The following is a 23675-nucleotide window of genomic DNA, read 5'->3' as shown; positions in this document are numbered from 1 at the left end:
ACCTCACCTTTTCTTAATGCTGTATACATAAGCTATTACTTCAGCTACAGCACCATATAATTCTGAGGGTATTTCCTTGTTTATATCAACCTCAGCGTAAATTTTTCTTGCAAGAATTCTATTCTCAACTATAGGGATATTGTGTTTCTTAGCTATATCTCTAATTCTAAAAGCTACACTATCTACTCCCTTTGCAAGAACCTTAGGTGCTCCTTCTCCCTTACTATATTTTAGAGCAATAGAGTAATGAGTCGGGTTTGTTACTACAACCGTAGCTTTAGGTACCTCATGCATCATTCTACTCATAGCCATTTCTCTTTGCTTTTGCTTTATTTTAGATTTAAGTTGTGGATCACCTTCCATTTGTTTGTATTCATCTTTTATTTCTTGCTTTGTCATTCTTAAATCCTTTTTGTGCTGCCTTTTTTGAAATATGTAGTCGGCAATACCAATTGTTAAAAGAACTATTACAATTCTAATAAGCTGTGAATCTGCAAGATCTTTTACAAATGGATATATTCCATTAGGATGTAAGTCTGATACCTTCATAATGTCGAATATCTTACTTTTTACAAAACTATAACCAACAAATCCAACTAGGCCTATCTTAAGAATAGATTTAACAAATTCCATAATGGTTCTAATTGAAAAAAACTTTTTTATACCACTTATAGGATTAAGCTTTTTAAAGTCAGGTTTTAATCCTTCACCACTATTTAAAAAACCAACTTGCATAACATTTGAAATAACACCAAGTATCATTGCAGTTACAGCAATTGGAACTGCTACAAAGAATGTCTTTTGTAATGACTTTAAAAATATTGTTTGAGCATCAACAAAATTTATTTCTTTCACATAAAGGTTTGAAAGTTCTTGAACCATGCCTTGTAATCCATATGTATAAATTTTATCTCCAAGAAACAAGAAAAACAGGGTTACTCCAAGTAAAATAATACCTGAATTTAAGTCATTACTTTTCGCAACTTGACCTTTTTTTCTAGCATCTTGAAGCTTTTTAGAAGTAGGTTCCTCGGTCTTATCATCTGTTCCTAGAAAAAATAGTATTGGTACAGAGGATAAAACTTTTAAAATTTCAGGCGATATCTTATCTAGGGACTTTATAAATACCTGCATAAGTCCAGGAATTATAGCAGATAGTGCTAAAAGTCCAAGCAAAACCTTTATAGGCATACCTAAAACAAACACCTGGATCTGAGGAACAGTTCTTGCTATAAGTCCTAGAGTAAAGTCTGTGATAAACATAATAATCATTATAGGTGCTGCTATTTGCACTGCTATAATGAAGGATTTAGAAAAGGAACTCATAATTGCAGAAAATATATTTTCACTAATTATAAAGTGCCCAAGAGGTACTACCTCAAAGCTTCTAGTAATTGCTGAAATAAGTATATGATGAAAATTAAATACCAAAAATAGTACCGTTGCAATCCAGTTAAAGAATCTTTCCAAAACAGTAGCACTAGATGCTGATGTAGGATCATAGTATTGAGACATTGAAAACCCAATACCAAAATCCATAAGATGTGCAGCCATTCTAAATGAGTTAAAAATAAAAGTTGCAACAGTGCCTATAGATACCCCAATTAAAACTTCTTTAAAAACAAACAACGCTAGTTCAAAGTTATTTGCTGGGAAGGTAAATCCCCTGCCAGTAATAGATGAAGATACTAAAAGGCCAACAATTAAAGAAAAACCAATTTTAAATGGGCTTGGAATTTGTTTTTGTGAAAAAATAGGTGCTGTAAGTAGCATTGAAATAATTCTTATAGAAGCTAGGAAGAAAATTAAAAAATCATTAACATTAATTTCTGTCATTTTCCCTACCCTACTATACTAGGTATAGTGTTGATCATGTTTTCTATAAACTGTACTAATGTTTTTGTCATCCATGGTCCTAAAAGAATCATCACAAAAATAATTGCTACCATTTTAGGAACAAAAGTTAAAGTTTGTTCCTGGATTTGAGTTACGGCTTGGAATATACTTATTGCAAGTCCAACTATCATTGCTACTAATAGTATAGGAGCCGAAACCAAAGTTGTTGTTGTTATTGCTTTTTTTGCTATAGAATATATTAATACTTCACTCATATCTTTACCTCTACCTCACGAAACTTTCTAGCAAGGATTTAACTACTAAATGCCAACCATCTGCTAAAATAAATAATAGTATTTTAAAGGGAAGTGAAACCGTCACAGGTGGTAGCATAAACATACCCATTGACATAAGTATACTTGCAACAATCATATCTATTACTATAAATGGTACAAATATTAAAAATCCCATTTGAAATGCAGTTTTTATTTCACTTATTGCAAAGGCTGGAATTAATACTGTAAATGGTACATCATATCTATCCTTTGGCTTTTCATACTCTGCTACTTTATAAAAAAGTGCCAGATCCTTTTCCCTTGTTTGATTTAACATGAAGTTTTTTACAGGCTTACTTCCTATTTCTATAGCCTGAGAATAACTTAGTTTCCCTTCTACATAAGGCTGAATAGCATTTGAGTTAACCTCTTTGTAAACAGGAGTCATTATAAACAGTGACATAAATAGTGCCAATGCAATAATAACCTGATTTGGAGGAGACTGCTGCGTAGATAGGGCCGTTCTTGTAAAGCCAAACACTATAACAATTCTCGTGAAAGATGTAGTAAGTAGGACTATTGCTGGGATAAATGTTAAAAAAGTTAATAGTAATAATAGCTTTATATTACCTACATATTCACTTGGAGCTTGCTGACCACCTACTGATAAATTAAGATCTACTCCTATAGGCTCTGCATGTCCCACTGTATGATATGAGACAAACATAAATAGCATAAGAAGAAATATCTTTTTAACTGCTCTCTTTTTCATCTTTCACCTTTCCTTTAAACCCTTTTAAGTATTCCTCTCTCTTTTTAAAAACAAAGGGAATCTTAATATCTTCCATATTTACTACTTTATAAACATTTTCATCAATTTCATCTAAGGATAATTCCTTTAGAATAACAACACCCTTAGTGCTAGATGACATAAGGTATAACCTTTCTCCTACCTTAACTATATTAAGTGTTGTATTTTGAGAGAGACTAGCTCTTTCAAGAATTTTAATATTTTTATTTCCAGATAATTTATTTTGATACTTAGCAAGTCCTCTAAGAGTAATAAGCATTAGAACTAGTACAAAAACAAAGACAAATAATGTTTTTATAGTATCAAATACAAAAGAAAGATCCCCCATTTTTATCACCTTTTTACCTTTGAATAACTATTTTTTTCACGTATATATTTGTAAGTCTTCCTGAAATTAAGTTTTCATTTATTTTATCTAAGATTTCCTTCTTAACAGATGCTAATCCATTTCCATTAAAATCATCTGCTTTCTTTTGTCTTAAAGTTGAATTAATTATGTCTAGTACTTTGTCTAGCTTTGAAGTCACTTCTTTTTCTAAATCTTTATTTGCTTCAGGGTAAGCTAAAGTTAATTTAGTTTGAATGAAGCTTTTTCCACCTTCATCAGCAAGGTTTACAGTAAACTCTTCTAATTCCATAGGCTTTTCAACTAGTTCTTTTTCAACATACTTAATCTCTTCTTTTTGTCCTGTTGGCTTCTTAATAAACATTGTGTAAGCAAAATAGCCACCTACAGATGCCACTGCTAATATTAAAATTATTAGTATAATCATTATAGGATTTTTCTTCTTACCCTCACTCATTCTAATTCTCCTTTACTTATTAGTTATGTCTATATAGGTACCTTTAGCCTTTAAAGGCACCTATAATTAATTAAAATCTTTGTAAAATCTCTTTTTTGTAATCTTTGATTTTCTTGATAACTTCCTCTGGAGTATCCTCAACTACATATTTATTACCATTTGTCATAGTAATTACAGTATCAGGATTAGCTTCTATTTTCTCGAACAATTCACAGTTAAGATAAAATTCCTTGTGTGTTAGTGTTGAAATCTTTATCACTTGCTATCCCCTCTTTCACTATCTCTTAAGATTTAGTAGTTCTTGTAGCATTTCATCAGATGTAGTTATTGTTTTTGAATTTGCTTGGTATGATCTTGAAGTTACAATCATATCAGTAAATTCATTTGCAAGGTCTACATTAGACATTTCAAGGAACCCTTGCTCACTTGTTCCAAATCCTATATCACCTGGAAATCCCTTAGTTGCTTGTCCTGAGTTTGCTGTTTCACGGTAAAGGTTACTTCCTTTTGCCTCAAGACCTGAATCATTTACAAACTTTGCAATCTCAAGCCTTGCAACTTCAAATACATCTTCTCCATAAACAGCTCTAATTGTTCCATCCTTCCCCATACTAAAGCTACCTATTTGCATTTTTTCAGTATAAAAACCAGTAGTAGCAGCTGTATTTATTGTCCCATCTGTATTTCTAGGTCTAGATTCTGGCATAACTCCTAAACCTGTCGCATTTTTAGCCTCTGCATAATCACCTGTTACTCCTATACCATATATACCTTTATCAATAATATTTTCCTTTATATCTTTTTTAGCTACAGTTGCAGCATCTGTAGCTTTCAACTGTTCTTCGGACATTTCCCCAATATTTTTAAGTTGTGTTGTTATAGCTCTTTCAAGTTCTGTTAGACTACTATATCCCTTAATATTTATAGTTATACTCTTATCTGCAGTTTTAAAAACTACTGGGTTTGCCCCTCCATCTACTGTATTATCAATATTTATCTTTTCAATACCTGCACCATCAAATCCATAAAGTTTAATTTGGAGTAATTCCTTAGTAGAAGCACCTACAGTTCCTTGTATCTTTATAGCTGGTACTGTATCATGTTCTAATGGGAGGTTTATAGGGCCTCTAGTCCCAGCTTTATCCTGTCCCATAACACGAAGACCCTCACTAGTTACTAAATCTCCAAATTTATCTAGTGTAAATGAACCATCTCTTGTATAAAATACTTCAGGTCCATTTTGAACCATAAAATATCCACTTCCTTGAATAGCAATATCTGTTGATCTTCCTGTTGGCTGAAGTGTACCCTGTGCCATATTCTTATCTACTGATGATACAGCCATTCCAAGCCCAACTTGTCTAGGGTTTGCCCCCCCTACAGCAAATGTAGGTGCTGATGCTGATTGCATTGTTTGTGTTAAAGCATCCTTAAATGTAACTCTTGAACCTTTAAATGATGTTGTACTAAGGTTCGCTATATTGTTACCTATAGTATCCATTTTTACTTGTTGGTTTTTCATACCACTAATTCCAGAATACATCGATCTTATCATCGTTTTTCCTCCTTAATCTTTATGCTACATCTATCGTTCAGTAGCAACTAGGCCCCCCTTAGGTCCAGCCTAAAGTATTACCGCCGCATCTATATTTGTAAAAACCTTTTCTTCTAAGCTATTCTTATCCATAGCTGTTATTATTGTTCTATTTTTTACACTTGCAATTAATGCAAGGTCGTTATAAAGGATTAAAGCTTCTTTAGAACCTTTTCCCTCTACCTTATCAATTGCATTATTAATATTTTTCATATCAGATTCAGATAGGCTTATATTTCTACTGTTTAATCTATCTATTGCATGTGCCGATATTTTAAGATTTTTATTTAATGCATTGTTAACACATTTATCAAAGTCGAATCTATGACTAGTTCTAACATCTAAAGATTTGTTTTTTGAAACCTCTTTAATTGAATATGAGGATACTTGGCCTACACTATTTATTTCAGGCATTTCTATCTCCTCCTAATTAGAAGCTTCTCCTTCTACATTATCTGCTGTATCTAATTTACTATCTTCTTTGGCTTCTGTATTCTCAGAAGGAGTTACTTCCTTAAATCCAATTGAATCTCCAAGTAAGTATTTTTTGTCGTCTTTAGTATATAAATACACTTGTCCTCCATCAATCTTTACAGAAGTTACAACTCCCTTTTCTGTTTTGTATGTACCGTCATTACCTCTTACTCCAAATTCAACTTCTTTACCAATCATCATTCCTGCTTCTGTTACACTTTGAGACATTAATAATTTATTTATAGAACTATATAATTGCTGTGTCTGTTCAAGTGTTGTAAATTGTGCAAGCTGTGATACATACTCTGTACCATCCTTCCCCTTCATTGGATCCTGGTTAGAAAGCTCCGCTGAAAGTATCTGAAAAAATACATCCTTACTTGATAAATCACTACTACTAGTTGATTTTGTGTTCTGATATGCTAAATTTTGAATAGTACTTATTCCATTTACTGGCATACTTTTCCCTCCTTAATATTAAAGAATAGTAGAAGACTCTTTATTTGCAGTTTCTTCAAAAACATCTTCAAACTCTTCATCTTGGGATTTCTCTTTTTCCCCTTTATATCCACGTCTGGCTTCCTCACCACTTTGATCTTGACTTAAATTAACAGCTACATGATGAAGCTCTGTTCCAGAATCCTTTAACTGCTGCAAAAGATTATTTATATTACTTTGAAGTAGGGCGAATGTATCTTTTCTATCCGATGATATAACTGCACTAACTTGTCCTTTTTCTAAAACTAGCTTTATTGTGATTTCCCCAAGTTCCTGAGGATTTAACTTTATTCTCATTTCGCATCGTCCTGGAAGTCTTAATGTTTTGAAATTTTCAACTACAACATCTACTATATCTCTAGTATTGAATATATTAACTTCCTTTACCGGGACACTTTCTTGAATTTGCGATGTACCTCCTTGGTTTAAATTCATACTATTCATAAAGGATGAAGCATCCTGTCCTTTACCTCCAGCCTCAATAGCTTTCAGTAGTTTTGATGTATCAAGACTACCATCTGAATTAGTAAACTGCTGTAGAAACTTTAAGGCATTTAAAACTTCTTTATTCTCTACATTTCCACTTAAGTTAGTAATCATACCTTGAATAGTAGAGGCTAAACTACTATTTTGTGCTTGAAAATTTAAAGATTCCATTGCTCTTAACTTTAGAAAACCATTATCTTGATTTATGCCATTAATATATTGGCTCAAACTTTCTTCAGCAATGTTTTTTGATAAATTTTTCAGATTATCTAATATATCTTCCATATCTCCTTGACCTATAATAAAATTATCTTTTTTAAGTGGAGTGCTTTCACCATTAATTCTTAAATTTAAAGTATTCATTATAGATCCTAATGTAGTACTTGTATCTTGAGGTGTAACTTCTTTAGAGTTAAGTAATGATATTAGGGCATTTTCACCCTCAGCTCCTGAAGTTAGTAAACTGGTTAAAAGGTTTAAAAAGTCGGTTCCATTTGATAGTTCTCTAGCTGAAGAATTATTCATAGATGCTATGTTCATAGCTTCACTTGTAATTGTTATTGGTACATTCACTTACTTTTCACCTCCCTTCAGTGAATTTGTATATCTACTTAGGGCAATATCGTCTAACTTCTTTTGTTCTAATTGATTTTCATCATTTAAATACTCTTCAAAGGCTGAATCCTTAAGAATTTCCATTATCCTCTTATCTTTTGTAGATTTAATAAGTTCAAGTCTTGATTTTTCAAGTTTCCTTTCGGCCTCTTTAACTTGAATCTTTTTATCTTCTATACTCCTATCCAAATAATCTACATACCTTTGATAAATAATTAAATCATTTGTTGTTTTTAATTTCGAAGTATAATCAACACTTTTTATAAGTTCTTTTTTATTAACTAAAGTATTTAATTCTTCCTTCTCATTATTGAATATTGAAAGTTTATATGCAAAATCCTCTTTACTTTTTTTTTCTAGATTTTCTCTATAATCTAATACCTTTTGAAGCTTAAAATTGAACATTTATTTCCACCTCAAATTTATATACTCATCATCTTAGTAAATGTATCATCTAGTGATGAATATTCATCGACTTTTTGCTTTAGAAAATCATTTATCGAATCTATAGCGTCTATTGCCTTATCTACTTTATGATTTGCTCCCTTTTGATATGCACCTATGTTTATAAGGTCTTCTGATTCTTTATGAGTAGCAAGTAAATCTCTTATTTCTCCTGCTTTAGCCTTAACATCACTTTCAGCTATTTGACTCATAAGTCTTGAAACACTGGAGTTAATATCTATTGCAGGATAATGGTTCTTTGCTGCAATTTTTCTTGAAAAAACGATATGTCCATCAAGTATACCACGAGTAGCGTCTGCTATAGGCTCATTCATATCATCACCATCAACTAGTACTGTATAAAAAGCTGTAATTGATCCTACCTCAGATCTACCTGTTCTTTCCATAAGCCTTGGAAGCATTGCAAAAACTGACGGAGTATATCCTTTTGTAGCTGGTGGCTCCCCAATAGTAAGTCCTATTTCTCTTTGCGCCATAGCAAATCTGGTTACAGAATCCATCATCATCATTACATTAAGACCCTTATCCCTGAAGTACTCTGCTATAGAAGTTGCTGCATAAGCTCCTTTTAGTCTCATGATTGGAGACTGATCCGATGTTGCTACCACTACAACAGATTTTTTAAGTCCCTCTGGTCCTAAATCTTTCTCTATGAATTCCTTAACTTCTCTTCCTCTTTCTCCTATAAGTGCTATAACATTAACATCAGCATCTGCATACTTTGCTATCATTCCAAGTAGTGTACTTTTTCCAACACCACTTCCTGCAAAGATACCTATTCTTTGCCCAATTCCACAAGTCAAAAGTCCATCTATAGCTCTAACCCCTGTTGTCATTATGCTATCTATTCTTTTTCTTAAAAGTGGATTTGGTGGGTCTCGGTCTAGCTTATACTCCTCAGCACCTTTAAAGTCATATCCATTCATATCTCTACCAAGGCCATCTAAAACCCTTCCTAGAAGACTGTCAGAAACTTTTACAGTTAAAGCTTTTCCAGTAGAAATAACCTCCGAACCTGGAGCAATTCCAAAAGTATTTTCAAATGGCATTAAAATAGCAATACCATCCCTAAACCCAACTACTTCAGCTTGTATCTGTCTATCATTGATTGTTATTATAGTGCAAACTTCACCAACAAAGGCTTTAATACCTTCTACTTCAACAGTTAATCCTACAACCTTCGTAACCTTTCCAGTAACCTTCAAAGTCTTTGTCTTCTTAATTAAAGAAATCATGTTATCAAAATCTACTTTATACATTGCAAACTATCTCCTAACAAGCTTTGTACTATAGCCTCTAACTGTACTTCTACACTTGCATCTACAAAACCAGATGTAGTTTCAATTTTAAATGAGTTATCTTCCAATTCATTATCTGCCAAAATTAGTATATTGCACTTTTCATCTACTAAGGATGAAATCCTATTTTTCTCGAGTTTTACAACACTTGAATTTTTAGGGCTTAACTTAAGTATTACTTGTTTTTTATCAACACATTTCAGAATTGCTGATTCTAATATACTTAAAATAGCCTCATTATTTTGTGAAAGTTCAGTATTTATTACTTTTCGTGAAACTTCTATTATAATATCTATAAATTCATTCTCAACACTACTGATGTAATGTCTCGATTCACGGTAGCATTCTTCTATGTACTTCTTAGCATTACACCTTATCTCCGATGCTTCACTAATTAAATTCTCATATTCATTTTTTGCTTCATCTTTTCCAAAGGTATACCCTTCTTGATATCCCTTCTTATATCCTTCTTGAAATCCCTCTTCCATGGAAGTCTCTTTTATAGATCTTGCTTCCTTCTCAGATTCTTCAATAATCTTTTTAGCTTTTTCCCTATAGGATTCTAAGATTTCTTCCCCTTTTTCAATTGCCTCTTTCTCTATAGTTTTGTATATATCATCTATATTAACTTCAACTTTTTGTGTTAAGTTTTCAACTTCATCAATTTCTTTTTTATATATTTTTTCTATGATAGGAGGTGAGATTAGCTTTTTTTCACTAACCTCTTTCCCTCTTATGATATTGCTATACAATGATGGCATCTTCTCCACCTCTTGAAAGTACTATTTCGCCTGTATCATCTAATCTTCTTACAATAGATACAATAGATTGCTGTGCCTTTTCTACATCCACTAGCCTTACAGGACCAAGGAATTCTATGTCTTCCTTTAGAGTCTGAGCAGCTCTTTTAGACATATTTTTATATATTATATTTGCCACGTCCTCAGAGGAACCTTTTAATGCAAGTGCAAGCTCCCTTACGTCAACTTCTCTTAATATTCTTTGAATTGACGTATTACCAAGAGTAATAATATCTTCAAACACAAACATTGATTCTCTAATCTTTTCTGCAAGTTCTGGTTCATCACGATCAAGCTCTTCAATAATAGATTTTTCCGTTCCTCTATCAACTCCGTTAAGAATATCAACAAGTGACTGGATTCCACCGATAACAGTTGCTTCTGATCTGATAACACCAGATAGTTTCTTTTCAAGTACTCTTTCTACTTCTTCAATAACTATTGGTGATGTATTACTCATAGTTGCAACTCTTTTTGCAACCTCTGATTGAAGTTCATCGGATAACCCTGACAAGATCTGTGCTGATTTTTCAGCTTGAAGATGACATAGTATTAAAGCAATTGTTTGTGGGTGCTCACTTTGAATTACATTTAAAAGTTGAGCTGCATCTGCTTTCCTAGCAATAGCAAAAGGTCTGTACTGCTGAGTTACCTCAGAAACCTTTTCTATAATCTCGCTTGCCCTTTGTGAACCTAAAGCCTTACTTAATAGATTCTTAGCATACTCAAACCCGCCTTCAATTATAAAGTCCTTTGCCTTATTTAAATCTACAAATTCCTTTAGAACTTCTTGTCTAAGTTCCCTTTTTATTTTCGGCATATTTGCAATTTCAAAAGTTATCTTTTGAATTTCAGGTTCTGGTAGGTTTTTAATTATTGGTGCAGATGCATCTGGTCCTAATGTTACAAACAGTATGGCTGCTTTTTGAACCCCAGTTAACTTAGTATTAGCCAATTTTTATCACCTCTCATCCTCAGATAACCATGTTTTAATAATTTCAACAACTTGTTCAGGTTTTTTAGATGCATAACTTCTAATTTCACTTTCAAGATTCATTCCATAATCTTCCTCATTTTCATCAAGAAGAGGAGAATATTCTGAAGGACCCATAGGTGATGTAGAATCTGCAATGTTAAGATTCGTTCCAGTTCCCTCCATTGCTTCTTGAATAAGTTCCTCTTCTTCCCTCTTTCTCTTTCTCCATATAAGAAGTGCTACTATGCTTCCAACTAAAAGTACTACTCCAACAGCTATCAGCACTATTGTCTTAACTAAAGCCTGCTGTGCCTCTTGCTTAGCTATTTTTTCAGCTTCAAGTTTTTCTGCCTTTTTAGAAGCTTCATCAAATATCATTGAATCTACATTAATAACATCTCGTCTATTAACAGAATCAAATCCTATTGCTGCTGCTACCATATTTCTTACAGAGGCTTTTTCAGCCTCGGTTAAGTTTCCATCAATCATAACTGAAGAAGTCAATCTTCTAACTTCACCAGGCGCTGAAATAAGTTTTTCCTCAGTTTGTCCAATTTCATTGTTAGTTGTCACATCGGACTTTTCAGAATTTGATTCACCTTGTGTAGAATTTCCCTGTGGATAATTAACTCCTGCATTTGTATCCACTCCTGGTGTTCCTACAGTATTTCCTGATGAGTCCGTTGTACTTTCCTTTACATCCTTTACACTTCTTGGAATTACATCATCCTTATCATATACAATAGTTGTTCTTTGTTTTGAATCAAAATCAAGATCTGCATTAACGTTAACTCTAACCTTGTTTTTACCAAACATAGCTTCCAAACTTCTTGTAACTTCACTTTGAAGCTTTTTTTCAAAACTTATCTCAGCATCATGTTGCTTTAACGAAGAAACTGTTCCCTCAGTACCACTATCATATAGATTTTCAGTTAAAAGGTTCATCTTACTATCCATTACTTCGACATTTTCCTTTGGAACATTCTTAACACTACCTGTTATTAAAGCAACTATAGCTTTAACCTTTTCAGGCTGAAGTGTATCTACTCCTTTTAAAGCTAAAGTAACAGAAGCTCTTCCTTTTTCTGTTTCCTTAGAAAAAACCGTTTCCTCCGGTAGTACTAAAAGAACTCTTGCCTTTTCAACTTCTTCAAATCCACTTATTGTTTTTTCAAGCTCTCCCTGCAGGGCTCTTTGGTACTTTACCGTTGCTTCTTTATCCGTCATACCAAAAGCAGTTTGATCAAAAAGTTCAAATCCTTTCCCTGATGAAACAGTTCCATCTGATAAAGTTGACATTCTAAGTTCATCTACATTTTCCTTTGGAACTAATATAGAATTACCCTCTATTTTATAAGGTATTTTGTCAGCTTTTAACTTTTCTACCACTTTATTCGAATCAGCTAACTCTAAGTTAGAAAAAAGTGTCGCATACTCTGTTTTCGCTCCATAAACAATTCCAATTACTATAGTTGATATTAGCAAAGCTACTAGTGAAATTGAAATTATTTTCTTTATTTTAGACCATGCTTTCCACTTCTCAAACTTATCTTTAAAAAATTCGAGAAATTTACTCATATTTTGCACTCCTTTAGCTGCTTATAATTATTTACAACTGCATTCTATTTATTTCTTGATACGCTTCAACAATTTTATTTCTTACTTGAACCGTTAATTCCAGTGAAAGCTTTGCTTCCTCTGCAGCAACTAATACATCATGTACATTGCTAACTTCTCCAATTATAGCCTTTTGAGTTATTTCGTTAGAATTTATTTGTTTATCATTTACCTTATCTAATGATTCCTTAAGAAAATCTCCAAAACTTTTTGTTTCGCTACTTCTCTTTGTCTTATCTATTATCGAATTATCTAAACCTAAAGTATTTAAAGTGCTTATAGCATCTATTTTCATTAATCTTTACCTACCTTCCTATTTCTAGTGCCTTCATAAACATTTGCTTACTTGTATTTAATGCTGTAACATTAGCTTCATATCCTCTTGAAGCTGTAATAAGATCAACCATCTCATTTAATGGATTAACATTTGGCATTAGTACATACCCTTCTCCATCAGCATCAGGGTGATTAGGATTGTATATTTTCTTAATTGGTGTTGAATTATCATCTTGAATACTAGATACTTTAACTCCCCCAAATCTCTTTTCCTTTGATGAATCAAATTCATTTAGTGTTTTATTCAAATTTTCCTCGAATGTTACAACCTTTCTAACATATGGTCCTCCATTTTTTGTTCTAGTTGTTTCCATATTAGCTATATTATTAGATATCGTATCCATCCTCATTCTCTCAGCAGTAAGTCCTGTAGAACTTATTGTAAGTGCACTAAACAAACTCATATACTATTTTCTCCCCTCGCTAATTATGTATCTTTTAGTTGAAATATTTCCATTTATTCTAGATATCAGAAAGTTATAATACATATTATTTGATGATAGCTCAACCATTTCTTTCTCAATATCTACATTATTTCCATCTGGCCTCATGCTTGTAGATTTATCTGTTTCGACAGTATATCCACTATTAAAATCTTTTCTATCACTTATATGTCTTTTATTTGTAGTTTTTAAAGAAATTGAATTATTTTTTACAGCTTGCTGTAGATTTTCCTCAAATTTCACAGTCGATTCTTTAAAACCAGGGGTGTTAACATTTGCAATATTATTAGATATTACCTTACCTCTTGCCGCACTTGCATCAATAGCCCCCTTTAATAAGTTATACGTTATAGAATCTACACTTTGAACCATAACCTCTCCTCTTTCATCTTATATATATAATATTTAATTTACCCTCCAATGTTAATAATTAGAAATTATTGGTTATTATTCCTTCTTTTTAATAAAATTACTTTTTTAATTTTTTTTAAAATTAAATTAATTTTCTCATTAAAGTAATTTTATACTATTTAAATGGAAAAATAAACCCCATTTTTACTTTTTATAGATTATTTTTGCTATATATAACTATTCTCCTACTTTTTTAATAATATCATATTAATTACCTATGGTACTATTATTTAAATATTATATATTAATTTTACTTATATTACTTTTAGTTTTTTAAAATGCATATTATTCAAAAAGTGAAAAAAACCTTCATATTTTCATAAAAATAAACCCCTTATGAAAATCTGAAGGTTGAAACTTTATATTATTTAATTATTTTTTCATTTTCTTATACGCTTCACTAAAGGTATCTCTAATCTCTATACAAAACCCTAATACTTCATTAGCAACTTCTTTATCTTTTTTAATATTTGCGTCAATTAATCTTCTATATAAATAATCATATAAAAGATTCAAAGAAGATGCTATTTCTCCCCCTCTAGCTAAGTCTAGAGTAGATTGAAGTTCTAGTATTATACTTTGAGCTTTTTGAAAATTGGAATTTGATACTTTTATACTTTTTTCTTCTAAACCTACTATACCTTGTCTCATGAACTTTACAAGCCCATCAAGTAGCATAATAAGAAGCTTTTCTCTAGAAGCAGTGTTTACACTATTACTTTGATATGCATTTAAAGCATTAGAATTAATCATTTACTTCACCTCTAAACTTTTAAGTCAATAATTTTTCCTTTTTCATTTTTAATAGATATTAAAAGATCTTCGAGATCTTCTAAACTATCCTCTAAAATGAGTTCTTTATATTTATCGTATACCTTTATGTTAATTTTATGGTTTCCTATAATATATTCGAAAACTAAATCCATCTTATCAAATACTAGAGTTAATTCCTTAGCAAATTCATCTTGTTTTTCGCTATGAAAACTTCTTTTTTTAGGATTTTTCTTATTATTTGTTTCTTTAGTCATTGTACTCTTTTTAACAGTTTGTATAGTTTCAACCTGAAGGTTTTTTATGACATTAGCATCTGAATAATCAAGTGTAAAAGGATGAATAGCCAAGACTTCTCCCTCCTAAATCTTTTTATCTATAAAAAGCCCTGCCATTTCACATATTTCAGCAATCATGTCTACAAGCTTTTCTGGCGGAAGTTCCTTTATAACTTCTCCTGTTTCAGATTGAATTATCTTTATCATAATTTCATTGGTCTTTCCATGTATCTCAAATTTTAAATAAGTTGATTCCTGTGACAATATTTTATTAGCTTTACTGACTTTTTCCTCGATATTCTTTCTATCATTAGTATCAACTTCTCCGATTTCTTCTTTTATTTTGATTAGTCTTTGATCAAAAGAAGAGCTTTTTGATACTTGACCTAGTTCCACTTTATTCACCTCCAAATGTTTTAAATTAAATGCTTGCTTTATATTTTATTAAATAGAGCAAGGAGAAGTCCTTGCTCTATTCATTAAAACTTTTTACTTAAAAATACTGGATCAATTGGATTCATGTTTACATACTTCTTATTTAATAGTCTTTGATTTTTCATTTTAGTAATATCTTTTTTCACTTGAAGAACTTCATCCTTTAGTGTCTTTCTTTTCTCTTCAAGAATGGAATTTAACCTTTCCTCTTGAAAGCTTAAATTTAATTCAGAAGCAATTAATTTAAATTCATCCTGTACGGTCTCTAAAGTGTCTATTTTGTCTATAATACTTTGCCTTTCCCTAAAAAGAGAATCCAAATTATCTAATATATATTCATCATCTTTTTCAAGAACACTGATTATTTCTAGTGTTTTATCTTTAAATTTATTTAGATGATTTATTAATTCTAAGTTATTCACCTTTTACATTCCACCTAATTGTTGTGTTAACCAGCTACTTTGTGAATTATATTTGTTCATTACACTTTCAAGGGTAGCAAATTTATTATATAGCATCGCTTCTTTATCTGACATCTTTCTAATAAGATCCGATAAAAGTGTGTCCTTTTCTTTTATAGTGTCACTAATAGTATTTTGTGTTACTGTAATATCTCCTGTTATACCAGCTTTCTTAAGAAGGAATCCCTTACCTCCAATTGTTCCAATATTATCCTCAACAATATCACTTAGTCTTACAAATATACCTACATTATCCCTTCTATTAGGATTTCCGCCATACCCTGTTTTCTTATCATATGGATAATCTGAACTTTCTTGAGTAAATAATTTTGCAACATCATCAGGTCTTTCTTTTAAAGCTGTTCTAAGTTTTTCTTCATCTATTTCTAATTTACCTCTTTGAGTAAAATCTGCTGAAGTACCTATTCCTATATCTTTTAAATTAATACTAACTCCCTTTACAGTTTTTCCATCAATAGAAGTAGAGAAAGCTTGTCTCATATCTAATAGCATTTTTTCAAGTGTAGAATCTCCCTTAATAATACCTTCTTTACACTTGCTTTCCCAACTTTTAATTTCGTCTTCTTTCATTTCTTTTTTCTGTTCATCTGTTAAAGGAGAATATTTATATTGCTTTCTTTCATATATCTTAGAAGCTATTCCATCTATCATTTCATTATAAGTTTTAACAAATTCTTTAATGTTATCTACTGCCTTATCAACATTAGGGCTGACTTCAAAGGTAGTAGAAGTAGGAGTAGTTCCAATATCTTTAATATTAAATGCAATACCATCAACAGTAAATTTATTTGTAGTATAGGTACTTGCCCCTCCATTAACTGTAACTTTAATATTACCATTTACGCCTAGAGCCTTTTGACCTTCTATAGGATTTTGAACATTACTATCGAGGAACTTAATGTTATTATTAGAAAAAGAATCTGTAACAGTAAGCTCCTGAGCATTACCTGTATTTACGGTTTCAATACTTAATTTTCCTGTTATTTCACTATATGAAGCATTTATATTCCCTTTTAAATTAGTATCATTGTTAATAAGGCTTACTAAATCACTAATGGTTTTAGTAGAGTCCTTAACTTCAATTACTGTATCACTTATTCCTGTTCCCTTTATAGTAATTTTTTCACCTGTGTTAATACCTACACCCGATAATGAATCAGTCAATTTGGCATTAAGTGTTGCTTCTACCTTTGCACCTTTTGCTACAGTAGTTACATCAACTTTATATGTTCCAGAGTTCGCAGTGTTTGATGGTGTAATGCTTACAGCTCCACTATCTGATCCCACAACAGTTGACGTTTTACTGGAGAAAAAGCTATTACTCAAGGCATAAGTAGCTTTGTTTAACTGATCAAAATATTTATTTTTAAATTTTTGAATTTGACCTATAAAATCTCTATATGTCTCTTGTTGCCACTGAAGGATTTGCTTTTGTCCCTTAACCTTGTCAACTCTAGCCTGTTCCCTTGAAAGCATTTGCTTTACAACAGTATCTGTATCCATACCAGAGGCCAGTCCTCCAATTCTCATTACCATAATTATCACTCCTTCGATTTAATGATAAAATCTAGATTTTTTATGGATTCTAAGTTTTCCTCTTCTATTTCTATTAATAACTCTTTCCTAACTATTTTCATACTTCTTGGAGCATTAATAGATAGTTTTACATAACTACTTGAAATTTCATTGATAGTAAGTTCTATATCATCACCTATAACTATAGATTCCCCTTCTTTTCTCTTTAAAACAAGCATTCTATACCCTCTCTAACACTATAATTACTATTACATAAAACTATCTGCCTAGCCTTATTGTTAAGTATATTTATAACTATAGGTGCTATTAGATTAGCCGTAACATTATTTTCTCTAACTGTTACTATATTAAATACCAAAGCTTGGTTACTTTCTATAATTCCAAGTTCATTTACCTCACTATCAGATATATTGAATTCATAACTTTCAAAGTAGTCCCATGGTGATATGATAATAAGGCATACATCCTTTTCATCAATACTTTGAAGACACTTAAATTTTCTGTCCTCTACATCTATAATTGCATATTGCTTGTATTCTTCAAATCCTGGAATACCACTTTCAAAACTTAAAATCGAGTTTTTGTCTATCTCTATTTCTCCGAAAAACTTAGTGCTTATATTCATTCTTATCATCCTATCTTAAAAAATCTAATATACTAGGTTGAAGCACTCTTGCCCCAACATTTAACGATGCTTGATATACTGACTCAAGAACTTTAGCCTCCGTATAAGTCTCAGCAAGGTCTATATCATATGTCTTAGCTAATAAAGTTGTCATATTATATGTTTCTGAATCATTTTTATTATTCATATCCTCTAGTCTATTTTGTCTTGCCCCACACTCACTACGTATAGTTGATATATTTTCCATATTTTTATCCAGTGCACCAAGTAATGATGTTGTTGTTTGTGTTGGGGCAGAACCTAACGAGTCTATTATATTATCAATAGTTGCAAATATCCCCTTATTGTCTGTAGAAGTAGTAGTACTAGAATTGGACGTATATTCTTCCTTAAAAAAATCTTGTCCATTTACTCCTATATCAAGACTTACCCCAGGTGAAAGTTCTTTAACTAAACCCTCATTTGATCCCATATATAATACACCGCCCTTAGGAACTGCATTACCTTTTTCATCTTTTAAATTTCCATCAGATATTATGAATGGCTTTTCTGTTGTTCTTTGCCCCGAAAATATATATCTACCATCATATGATGTATTAGCTATTTCTACTAACTGCTCCTTTAGCTGCTTTAGTTGAGAAGATATAGCCTGCTTGTCTGACTCAGCATTTGTACCTGTAGCCCCTTGAACTGTTAGTTCTCTAACCTTTTGGAGAACGTCGTTTATCTGACCTAGTGCCATTTCCTGAGTATCAGTCCACCCAATACCTTCTTCGATATTTTGCTTATATCTTTCATTAGCTGCAATTGAGGCCTTAAGCTCCATTGTTCTTGTTACTATAAATGGGTTATCCGATGGTTTTGAAACCTTATGACCTGTTGCAAGTTGTTGCTGTATACTACCCATTGCCTTGTAATTTTTATTTAAATTATGAAGATAATTACTAACCATCGCTCTTTGAGTTACTCTCATTTAATCACCTACCTACCTCTTTAATCCATTAACCACAACATCTAATAGCTCATCTACAACATTTATCATTTTTGCATTTGCTTGATAAGCTCTTTGAAACTGAAGCATATCTATCATTTCCTCATCTACTGAAACTCCAGATACAGCTTGTCTTTGTATGTCTAGCTGTTGTATAAGATTTTCTTGATTTTCAACTACTCTTTTAGCTTCCTGGGCTGAAACCCCAAGTTCTGCTACCATACCTTTATAGTAAGTATCTACTGTATCACCAGAACTACTTTGTATGATTGGATCTTTTGCTAAATTTCCAGTAAAAGTAGGGCTACTTACATCGTATGCCTGTTTTATAAAGTCATTTGAATTTTTAATATTAGCAACATCAAGTCTTATATTTCTAAGTTCAGCTATTCGCTTAGCTCTATAGTTATCACCAGAATCAGGTTTTTGAGTTTCTCCTGTCACAGTATTAATAATAATATCCTTATCCTGTATTACTGAACCTGCATTGATTTTACTTACATCCTTTACTATAACTTCATTTACCTTTAAAGACGCTGCTGGATGATTACTTCCTACAATATCCTCAAAGAAATTGATGTAATTATTTTTATCCTTATCATAATTTTTTGTATTATCATTTGAATGAATTGTATTTACCGCTATAACTATTGTTCTTGCCATGTCATTTATTTGATTTTTATAGTCTGAAATTTCCACTTTTTGCTTTTCTAGTCCCTTTATAGCACCATTTGCAAAATCAAAGGATTCAGCATTTTGTATAGCTTGGCTAATATCCTTTGTTCCTTTATTATAAAGAAGATTTGCATCTTTTATAGAATCTATACGAATGTTATCACTATCAATATATTCTACATTAAAATACTTTTTAATATTATCTTCAGTTAAATCTACCGTTTTTATTGACGGTTTGTTTATATCTCCGTCAATATACACTTTAAATGTTATCTTTGGTGAAGAAATTGGAATATCTGTAGTTTTGTTAATATTTAAAGGAAAACTTGACTTATCAATATCCTTAGCACCTATTTTAAAACTTACGTCATCAATAGCTGCAACTCCATTAATAACCTTTGAGTCTGCTACTAAGTATCTTTCATTACCATTTGGGTCTTTAGTTACAACTCGTATGCTATTAAAGTCACCTTTTTCTACCTTAAAGTTAATATGTTCCGATAGATTATCAAGAAGAGCATCTCTTCTATCCATTAGGTCGTTTGGCATTTGACCATTTATTGTTATTTGCTTTATTTGTTCGTTTAACTCTGATACCTGATTCAATATTGAGTTAACACTAAATATATGATCTCTTTGAAGCTGAGAAAGATCCTTTTCAAGCTCCTCAAGCTGTGTGTATGTTTGTCTAAAGCTATCACCTAGTGCAGTTGCATTACTAACAACCAACTTTCTTGATGTAGCATTTTCAGGATTCGTTGAAAGACCTTGCCACGCATCCCAAAACTTAGTTAATGAGTTTGAAAGGCCTGTATCTCCTGGTTCATTAATTATTGATTCTATTGAATTAAGAAACTGATCTCTAGATGAATAAGTTAGAAGATTAGAAGTTTCTCGTCTTATAGAGTTATCTATAAACTCATCCCTAGCTCTTGTGATTTCTGAAACCTCAACCCCAGTTCCAAGTTGCCCAGGTCCTACTGGGTTATTTAAAGCTGGCATAGGAAAAGGATCTGTAGTTTTATGGGTTGCCCTTTGCTTTGAATATCCTATAGTATTAGAATTAGAAACATTATGTGATGTAACATGTAGTGATGTTTGTTGTGCTGCCATTCCTCTTTTGGCTATACTAAATGTATAAAATAATCCACTCATTTAAATTGTCACCGCCTATAATTTTGTAGAAAAAATAGAATCAGCTGCTTTTTCTCCAATAATTCCCTGATTCCCATAAGTCGTTACTCTATTTTGATTTGGTGTTAAAGCAAACTTAATTGCCTTTATAAAATGAAGCGATTGATTTGTAAGCATTTTATTTGTCTCATTTTTATATTCTATGCTTTTAGCTAGATTCTTCAAACTATTAATATCTTCCTCAGTAACAAATCCAGCTAATACTAAATCACTTATAGTCATTTCCTTTGTAAGTGAGATTCTTTTTTCTTCTAGTAAAGATATCTTCCTAACTAGTACCTTCTTTTCCTCTACTACTTTTAAAAGCTCTCCACCTTTATTTTCCATTAAAACTTCCTTTTCTTTATCTAATAAAGAATCAAGCTCTCTAAAAGTTTCAAGAAGGTAATTATATATTTCATTAAGTGTTATATTCATCTATACACCTCTTTTAATTTCATCAAGCATAGATTTAGCTAAATCCTCAGCATTTACTTTATATTTACCTTCATTAATCTTTGCCCTAATTTGTTCTACTTTATCACTGGTTAGTTCTGTGTTTCTATATTCTTCTATAAATTTTGAAATTTCTTTTCCTGTATTTGATAATTCAATCCTATCTGAAGTTTTTGTTTTGCCCTTAATGTTATTTAATGTATTTATATTTTGCTTATAGAGGTTAACTACTACATTGCTATTCCCCTGTATTTTCATTTTAAGCACTCCTTTTATTAAACCTTTTAACCTAATACTTATATCGATTAATTATTGTATAAATTAACCCTTATTAATATTAATTATTAAATATTACCATTTCAATTTTAAAAAGTCTACAGGATTAACCCTGTAGACTTTTCACTCTATCTATACTATTTATTATACTTGTTATTCTAACGCCAAAGTTCTCGTCTATTACTACAACTTCACCTAAAGCTACTTTTTTACCATTTACTAATATTTCAACTGGTTCTTCAGTAAGTTTATCTAGCTCAATTAAAGAGCCCGTCCCAAGATCTAGTATATCTTGAATCGTCTTTTTAGTTCTTCCAAGAACTACAGATATTTCTAAAGGAACATCTAATATAAGATCAATATTTTTTGTTTCATGAGTTTCAACAGCACTTAATGGTGCAAACTCTGCCCTTTGAACGTTTTGATCTCTATTAATTGATGGTGATAATTTTGCTTCTTCGCTTACTTGATATGTAACATTATTAGTAGCTACAGCAGCCTCTTGCTTTAATTCCTGCTGAGGAACTTTTTCTACTGCATCAGGTGTAGCGGCTTCATCGCCTCCACCTATCATTTTATTGATGATTGCTCTAGCTGTATCATGTCTCAGTATAAGCATTATCTCACTGTCAACATGTTCTTCAATTGTTAGACTAAATGCTATTTTTACTATTTCTTCATTTTCATCAACATGATCTGCTAACTTATCAGTTTTATCTCTCCAAACCCTAGAATTTGGGGGTGATATATTTACTGGAAAACCTAACATTGTTGATAGAGATGTTGCAGATGATCCTACCATTTGGTTCATAGCCTCTGAAACTGCACTTAGTTCAAGTTCACCAAGTTCACTTATTTCAGGGTCTATGCTTCCATCTCCACCCATCATTAAGCTAGAGATAACTGCTGCATCAGCTATCTTCATAACAAGTAAATTAGCTCCGGTTAACCCTTCTGTATATAAAACTTCCAGCGCAACCATCGGAACAATCATATTTCCTTTTATATCTTTTATTGATGTTAGTGATACTTTTGGAGTTGTTATGTTAACCTTCTTATTTAATATAGTCGATAGGGCTGTGGACGCTGACCCCATAGATATATTTCCTATTTCTCCAAGTAAGTCTTTATCACTTTCTGTTATAATCTCACCTAAAGTTTTCTCTTCTACATCTGTACTTGGTACATCTGCTTTAGAATCTCCTCCTAATAGAGCATCAATCTCTTCTTGTGAAAGTAGTCCATCATTCATTGTCTTCCACATCCTTATCTAAAATTTCTACTATTTGTACACCTGTTTTCCTACCTATATTTCCAGGGTATACTTTAAAGTGCTTTCTTTTTTCTACATACATATCTAATGGCTCACTAGTTTTTCTATTTAAAGTAATACAATCACCAATTCTCAGATGCAGAAAATCATTTACGCTTACGATGCTTTTACCAAGTTCTACGTGAGAATCTAGTATAACACCTTGTATTTTTCTTTCCATCTGCTTTTTATGTTCATCATCACGACTAGCTGATGTTGCCGCTTTATATTGGAATACTAGTTTTTCTATAAACTTTTCTATAGAAATATAAGGAATACACATGTTTATAAAACTTTTATTATTAGATAACTCTACTGACATAGTAATAATACTAACTGGTTCATTAGGAGCCATTGATTGATTAAGCACTGGGTTCGTTTCAAGTCCATCTATCCTTACGTCAATATCCATAATGTCTTCCCAAGCTAGTTTTAAATTTTCTAAGAGTTTTTCATTTATTCTCTTAATTACATTTTTTTCTATATCAGTAAACTCTCTTGTCTTTAAAACACTTTTCCCCTGCCCACCAAATAATATATCTATAACCTGAAATACAAACTGTGGACCTGTTTCAAATAAAAATGGTCCAGAGAATGGATCCAGGTAATATGTCATTAGTATAGTAGGATTAGGTATAGAATGAATAAACTCTTCAAAAGTTATTTGTTCTGAACTTATAACATGTATTTGAACAGAGGTTCTTAAATGAGCTGCTAAATAATTAGATGCTATTCTAGCAAAATTATCATGTACTCTTTCAAGAGTTTTTGTATGATCCTTTGAAAACTTGTTAGGTCTTTTAAAGTCATATTTTTTAACTCTTTGTTTCTCTTCTTGAGTATCCTCTTCTATCCCAATTTCTCCTGTGGATAAAGCTGCCAGGAGGGCATCTATTTCACTTTGTGACAGTACTTCGCTCACTTTTT

At 31.7% G+C, this 23675-nt stretch carries 31 protein-coding genes; all 31 read right to left on the bottom strand.

Going from position 1 to position 23675, the window contains the following annotated elements; all coding sequences use genetic code 11:
- Positions 1-3 precede the first annotated feature (3 nt).
- The 31 genes from flhB to fliM all read right to left on the bottom strand — a co-directional run bounded on the left by flhB (position 4) and on the right by fliM (position 23670).
- Entirely contained in the window at positions 4-1836 is a 1833-nt protein-coding gene (flhB, locus tag CLCY_RS10770) for a flagellar biosynthesis protein FlhB (RefSeq protein WP_048571128.1), read from the bottom strand.
- Between the two features lie 5 nt (positions 1837-1841).
- Positions 1842-2111: a flagellar biosynthesis protein FliQ gene (fliQ, locus tag CLCY_RS10765; protein WP_048571127.1), complete on the bottom strand. Its 270-nt coding sequence runs from the start codon at positions 2109-2111 to the stop codon at positions 1842-1844.
- 10 nt (positions 2112-2121) lie between these two features.
- Positions 2122-2883 (bottom strand): flagellar type III secretion system pore protein FliP, encoded by a 762-nt coding sequence (gene fliP, locus CLCY_RS10760; RefSeq protein WP_048571126.1) that lies wholly within the window; start codon positions 2881-2883, stop codon positions 2122-2124.
- Positions 2864-3250 carry a flagellar biosynthetic protein FliO gene (locus CLCY_RS10755; RefSeq protein ID WP_048571125.1) on the bottom strand — a complete coding sequence of 129 codons (387 nt, stop codon included), beginning with the start codon at positions 3248-3250 and terminating at the stop codon, positions 2864-2866. Before CLCY_RS10755 ends, fliP begins: the two co-directional genes overlap by 20 nt.
- A gap of 13 nt (positions 3251-3263) precedes the next feature.
- On the bottom strand, positions 3264-3725 hold the full coding sequence (locus tag CLCY_RS10750) for a flagellar basal body-associated FliL family protein (RefSeq protein ID WP_048571124.1): 462 nt from the start codon (positions 3723-3725) through the stop codon (positions 3264-3266).
- 70 nt (positions 3726-3795) lie between these two features.
- The gene (locus CLCY_RS10745; RefSeq protein WP_048571123.1) at positions 3796-3984 is read right to left on the bottom strand and encodes a flagellar FlbD family protein; all 189 of its coding nucleotides are present in this window, start codon (positions 3982-3984) and stop codon (positions 3796-3798) included.
- A gap of 18 nt (positions 3985-4002) precedes the next feature.
- Entirely contained in the window at positions 4003-5280 is a 1278-nt protein-coding gene (locus tag CLCY_RS10740) for a flagellar hook protein FlgE (RefSeq protein WP_048571122.1), read from the bottom strand.
- Between the two features lie 69 nt (positions 5281-5349).
- Complete coding sequence (locus CLCY_RS10735) at positions 5350-5733, bottom strand: TIGR02530 family flagellar biosynthesis protein (protein WP_053083315.1); 384 nt, start codon at positions 5731-5733, stop codon at positions 5350-5352.
- Positions 5734-5745: 12 nt separating this feature from the next.
- Positions 5746-6252: a flagellar hook capping FlgD N-terminal domain-containing protein gene (locus CLCY_RS10730; RefSeq protein ID WP_048571121.1), complete on the bottom strand. Its 507-nt coding sequence runs from the start codon at positions 6250-6252 to the stop codon at positions 5746-5748.
- Positions 6253-6270: 18 nt separating this feature from the next.
- Positions 6271-7350 (bottom strand): flagellar hook-length control protein FliK, encoded by a 1080-nt coding sequence (locus CLCY_RS10725; protein WP_048571120.1) that lies wholly within the window; start codon positions 7348-7350, stop codon positions 6271-6273.
- Positions 7351-7797, bottom strand: coding sequence for a flagellar export protein FliJ (fliJ, locus tag CLCY_RS10720; protein WP_048571119.1), 447 nt, complete (start codon positions 7795-7797; stop codon positions 7351-7353).
- 17 nt (positions 7798-7814) lie between these two features.
- Positions 7815-9116 carry a flagellar protein export ATPase FliI gene (fliI, locus tag CLCY_RS10715; RefSeq protein WP_048571118.1) on the bottom strand — a complete coding sequence of 434 codons (1302 nt, stop codon included), beginning with the start codon at positions 9114-9116 and terminating at the stop codon, positions 7815-7817.
- Complete coding sequence (locus CLCY_RS10710) at positions 9104-9916, bottom strand: FliH/SctL family protein (protein ID WP_048571117.1); 813 nt, start codon at positions 9914-9916, stop codon at positions 9104-9106. Before CLCY_RS10710 ends, fliI begins: the two co-directional genes overlap by 13 nt.
- Positions 9900-10910, bottom strand: a complete 1011-nt coding sequence (gene fliG / locus CLCY_RS10705; RefSeq protein WP_048571116.1) for a flagellar motor switch protein FliG — start codon at positions 10908-10910, stop codon at positions 9900-9902. The genes CLCY_RS10710 and fliG overlap by 17 nt, the downstream gene beginning before the upstream one ends.
- 6 nt (positions 10911-10916) lie before the next feature.
- Entirely contained in the window at positions 10917-12509 is a 1593-nt protein-coding gene (gene fliF, locus CLCY_RS10700; protein WP_048571115.1) for a flagellar basal-body MS-ring/collar protein FliF, read from the bottom strand.
- Between the two features lie 31 nt (positions 12510-12540).
- The gene (fliE, locus tag CLCY_RS10695; protein WP_048571114.1) at positions 12541-12843 is read right to left on the bottom strand and encodes a flagellar hook-basal body complex protein FliE; all 303 of its coding nucleotides are present in this window, start codon (positions 12841-12843) and stop codon (positions 12541-12543) included.
- Between the two features lie 10 nt (positions 12844-12853).
- On the bottom strand, positions 12854-13288 hold the full coding sequence (flgC, locus tag CLCY_RS10690) for a flagellar basal body rod protein FlgC (protein WP_048571113.1): 435 nt from the start codon (positions 13286-13288) through the stop codon (positions 12854-12856).
- A 3-nt stretch (positions 13289-13291) separates the two neighbouring features.
- Positions 13292-13699, bottom strand: a complete 408-nt coding sequence (gene flgB, locus CLCY_RS10685) for a flagellar basal body rod protein FlgB (RefSeq protein WP_048571112.1) — start codon at positions 13697-13699, stop codon at positions 13292-13294.
- A 411-nt stretch (positions 13700-14110) separates the two neighbouring features.
- Entirely contained in the window at positions 14111-14491 is a 381-nt protein-coding gene (fliS, locus tag CLCY_RS10680) for a flagellar export chaperone FliS (RefSeq protein WP_048571111.1), read from the bottom strand.
- A gap of 11 nt (positions 14492-14502) precedes the next feature.
- Positions 14503-14859 carry a hypothetical protein gene (locus CLCY_RS10675; RefSeq protein ID WP_048571110.1) on the bottom strand — a complete coding sequence of 119 codons (357 nt, stop codon included), beginning with the start codon at positions 14857-14859 and terminating at the stop codon, positions 14503-14505.
- 12 nt (positions 14860-14871) lie between these two features.
- Positions 14872-15183: a flagellar protein FlaG gene (locus CLCY_RS10670; protein ID WP_048571109.1), complete on the bottom strand. Its 312-nt coding sequence runs from the start codon at positions 15181-15183 to the stop codon at positions 14872-14874.
- A gap of 83 nt (positions 15184-15266) precedes the next feature.
- The gene (locus tag CLCY_RS10665; protein WP_048571108.1) at positions 15267-15644 is read right to left on the bottom strand and encodes a hypothetical protein; all 378 of its coding nucleotides are present in this window, start codon (positions 15642-15644) and stop codon (positions 15267-15269) included.
- 3 nt (positions 15645-15647) lie between these two features.
- On the bottom strand, positions 15648-17240 hold the full coding sequence (fliD, locus tag CLCY_RS10660) for a flagellar filament capping protein FliD (RefSeq protein ID WP_048571107.1): 1593 nt from the start codon (positions 17238-17240) through the stop codon (positions 15648-15650).
- 5 nt (positions 17241-17245) lie between these two features.
- Positions 17246-17458: a carbon storage regulator gene (locus CLCY_RS10655; protein WP_048571106.1), complete on the bottom strand. Its 213-nt coding sequence runs from the start codon at positions 17456-17458 to the stop codon at positions 17246-17248.
- Positions 17446-17865, bottom strand: a complete 420-nt coding sequence (fliW, locus tag CLCY_RS10650; RefSeq protein WP_048571105.1) for a flagellar assembly protein FliW — start codon at positions 17863-17865, stop codon at positions 17446-17448. The genes CLCY_RS10655 and fliW overlap by 13 nt, the downstream gene beginning before the upstream one ends.
- Before the next feature lie 10 nt (positions 17866-17875).
- Positions 17876-18838 carry a flagellar hook-associated protein FlgL gene (flgL, locus tag CLCY_RS10645; protein WP_048571104.1) on the bottom strand — a complete coding sequence of 321 codons (963 nt, stop codon included), beginning with the start codon at positions 18836-18838 and terminating at the stop codon, positions 17876-17878.
- 12 nt (positions 18839-18850) lie between these two features.
- Positions 18851-20686: a flagellar hook-associated protein FlgK gene (gene flgK, locus CLCY_RS10640; RefSeq protein ID WP_048571103.1), complete on the bottom strand. Its 1836-nt coding sequence runs from the start codon at positions 20684-20686 to the stop codon at positions 18851-18853.
- A 15-nt stretch (positions 20687-20701) separates the two neighbouring features.
- On the bottom strand, positions 20702-21142 hold the full coding sequence (locus CLCY_RS10635) for a flagellar protein FlgN (RefSeq protein WP_048571102.1): 441 nt from the start codon (positions 21140-21142) through the stop codon (positions 20702-20704).
- Positions 21143-21418 carry a flagellar biosynthesis anti-sigma factor FlgM gene (gene flgM, locus CLCY_RS10630; RefSeq protein WP_048571101.1) on the bottom strand — a complete coding sequence of 92 codons (276 nt, stop codon included), beginning with the start codon at positions 21416-21418 and terminating at the stop codon, positions 21143-21145.
- 124 nt (positions 21419-21542) lie between these two features.
- Complete coding sequence (gene fliY, locus CLCY_RS10625; protein ID WP_048571100.1) at positions 21543-22688, bottom strand: flagellar motor switch phosphatase FliY; 1146 nt, start codon at positions 22686-22688, stop codon at positions 21543-21545.
- A complete protein-coding gene (fliM, locus tag CLCY_RS10620; protein WP_048571099.1) occupies positions 22681-23670 on the bottom strand; it encodes a flagellar motor switch protein FliM in 990 nt (329 codons plus the stop codon). Before fliM ends, fliY begins: the two co-directional genes overlap by 8 nt.
- Between the last annotated feature and the right edge of the window lie 5 nt (positions 23671-23675).

The sequence above is a fragment of the Clostridium cylindrosporum DSM 605 genome, from assembly GCF_001047375.1.
GTDB lineage: Bacteria > Bacillota > Clostridia > Clostridiales > Caloramatoraceae > Clostridium_AB > Clostridium_AB cylindrosporum.
Note: the sequence above shows the minus strand (reverse complement) of the source record. Positions and strands in the feature narration are given on the sequence as shown.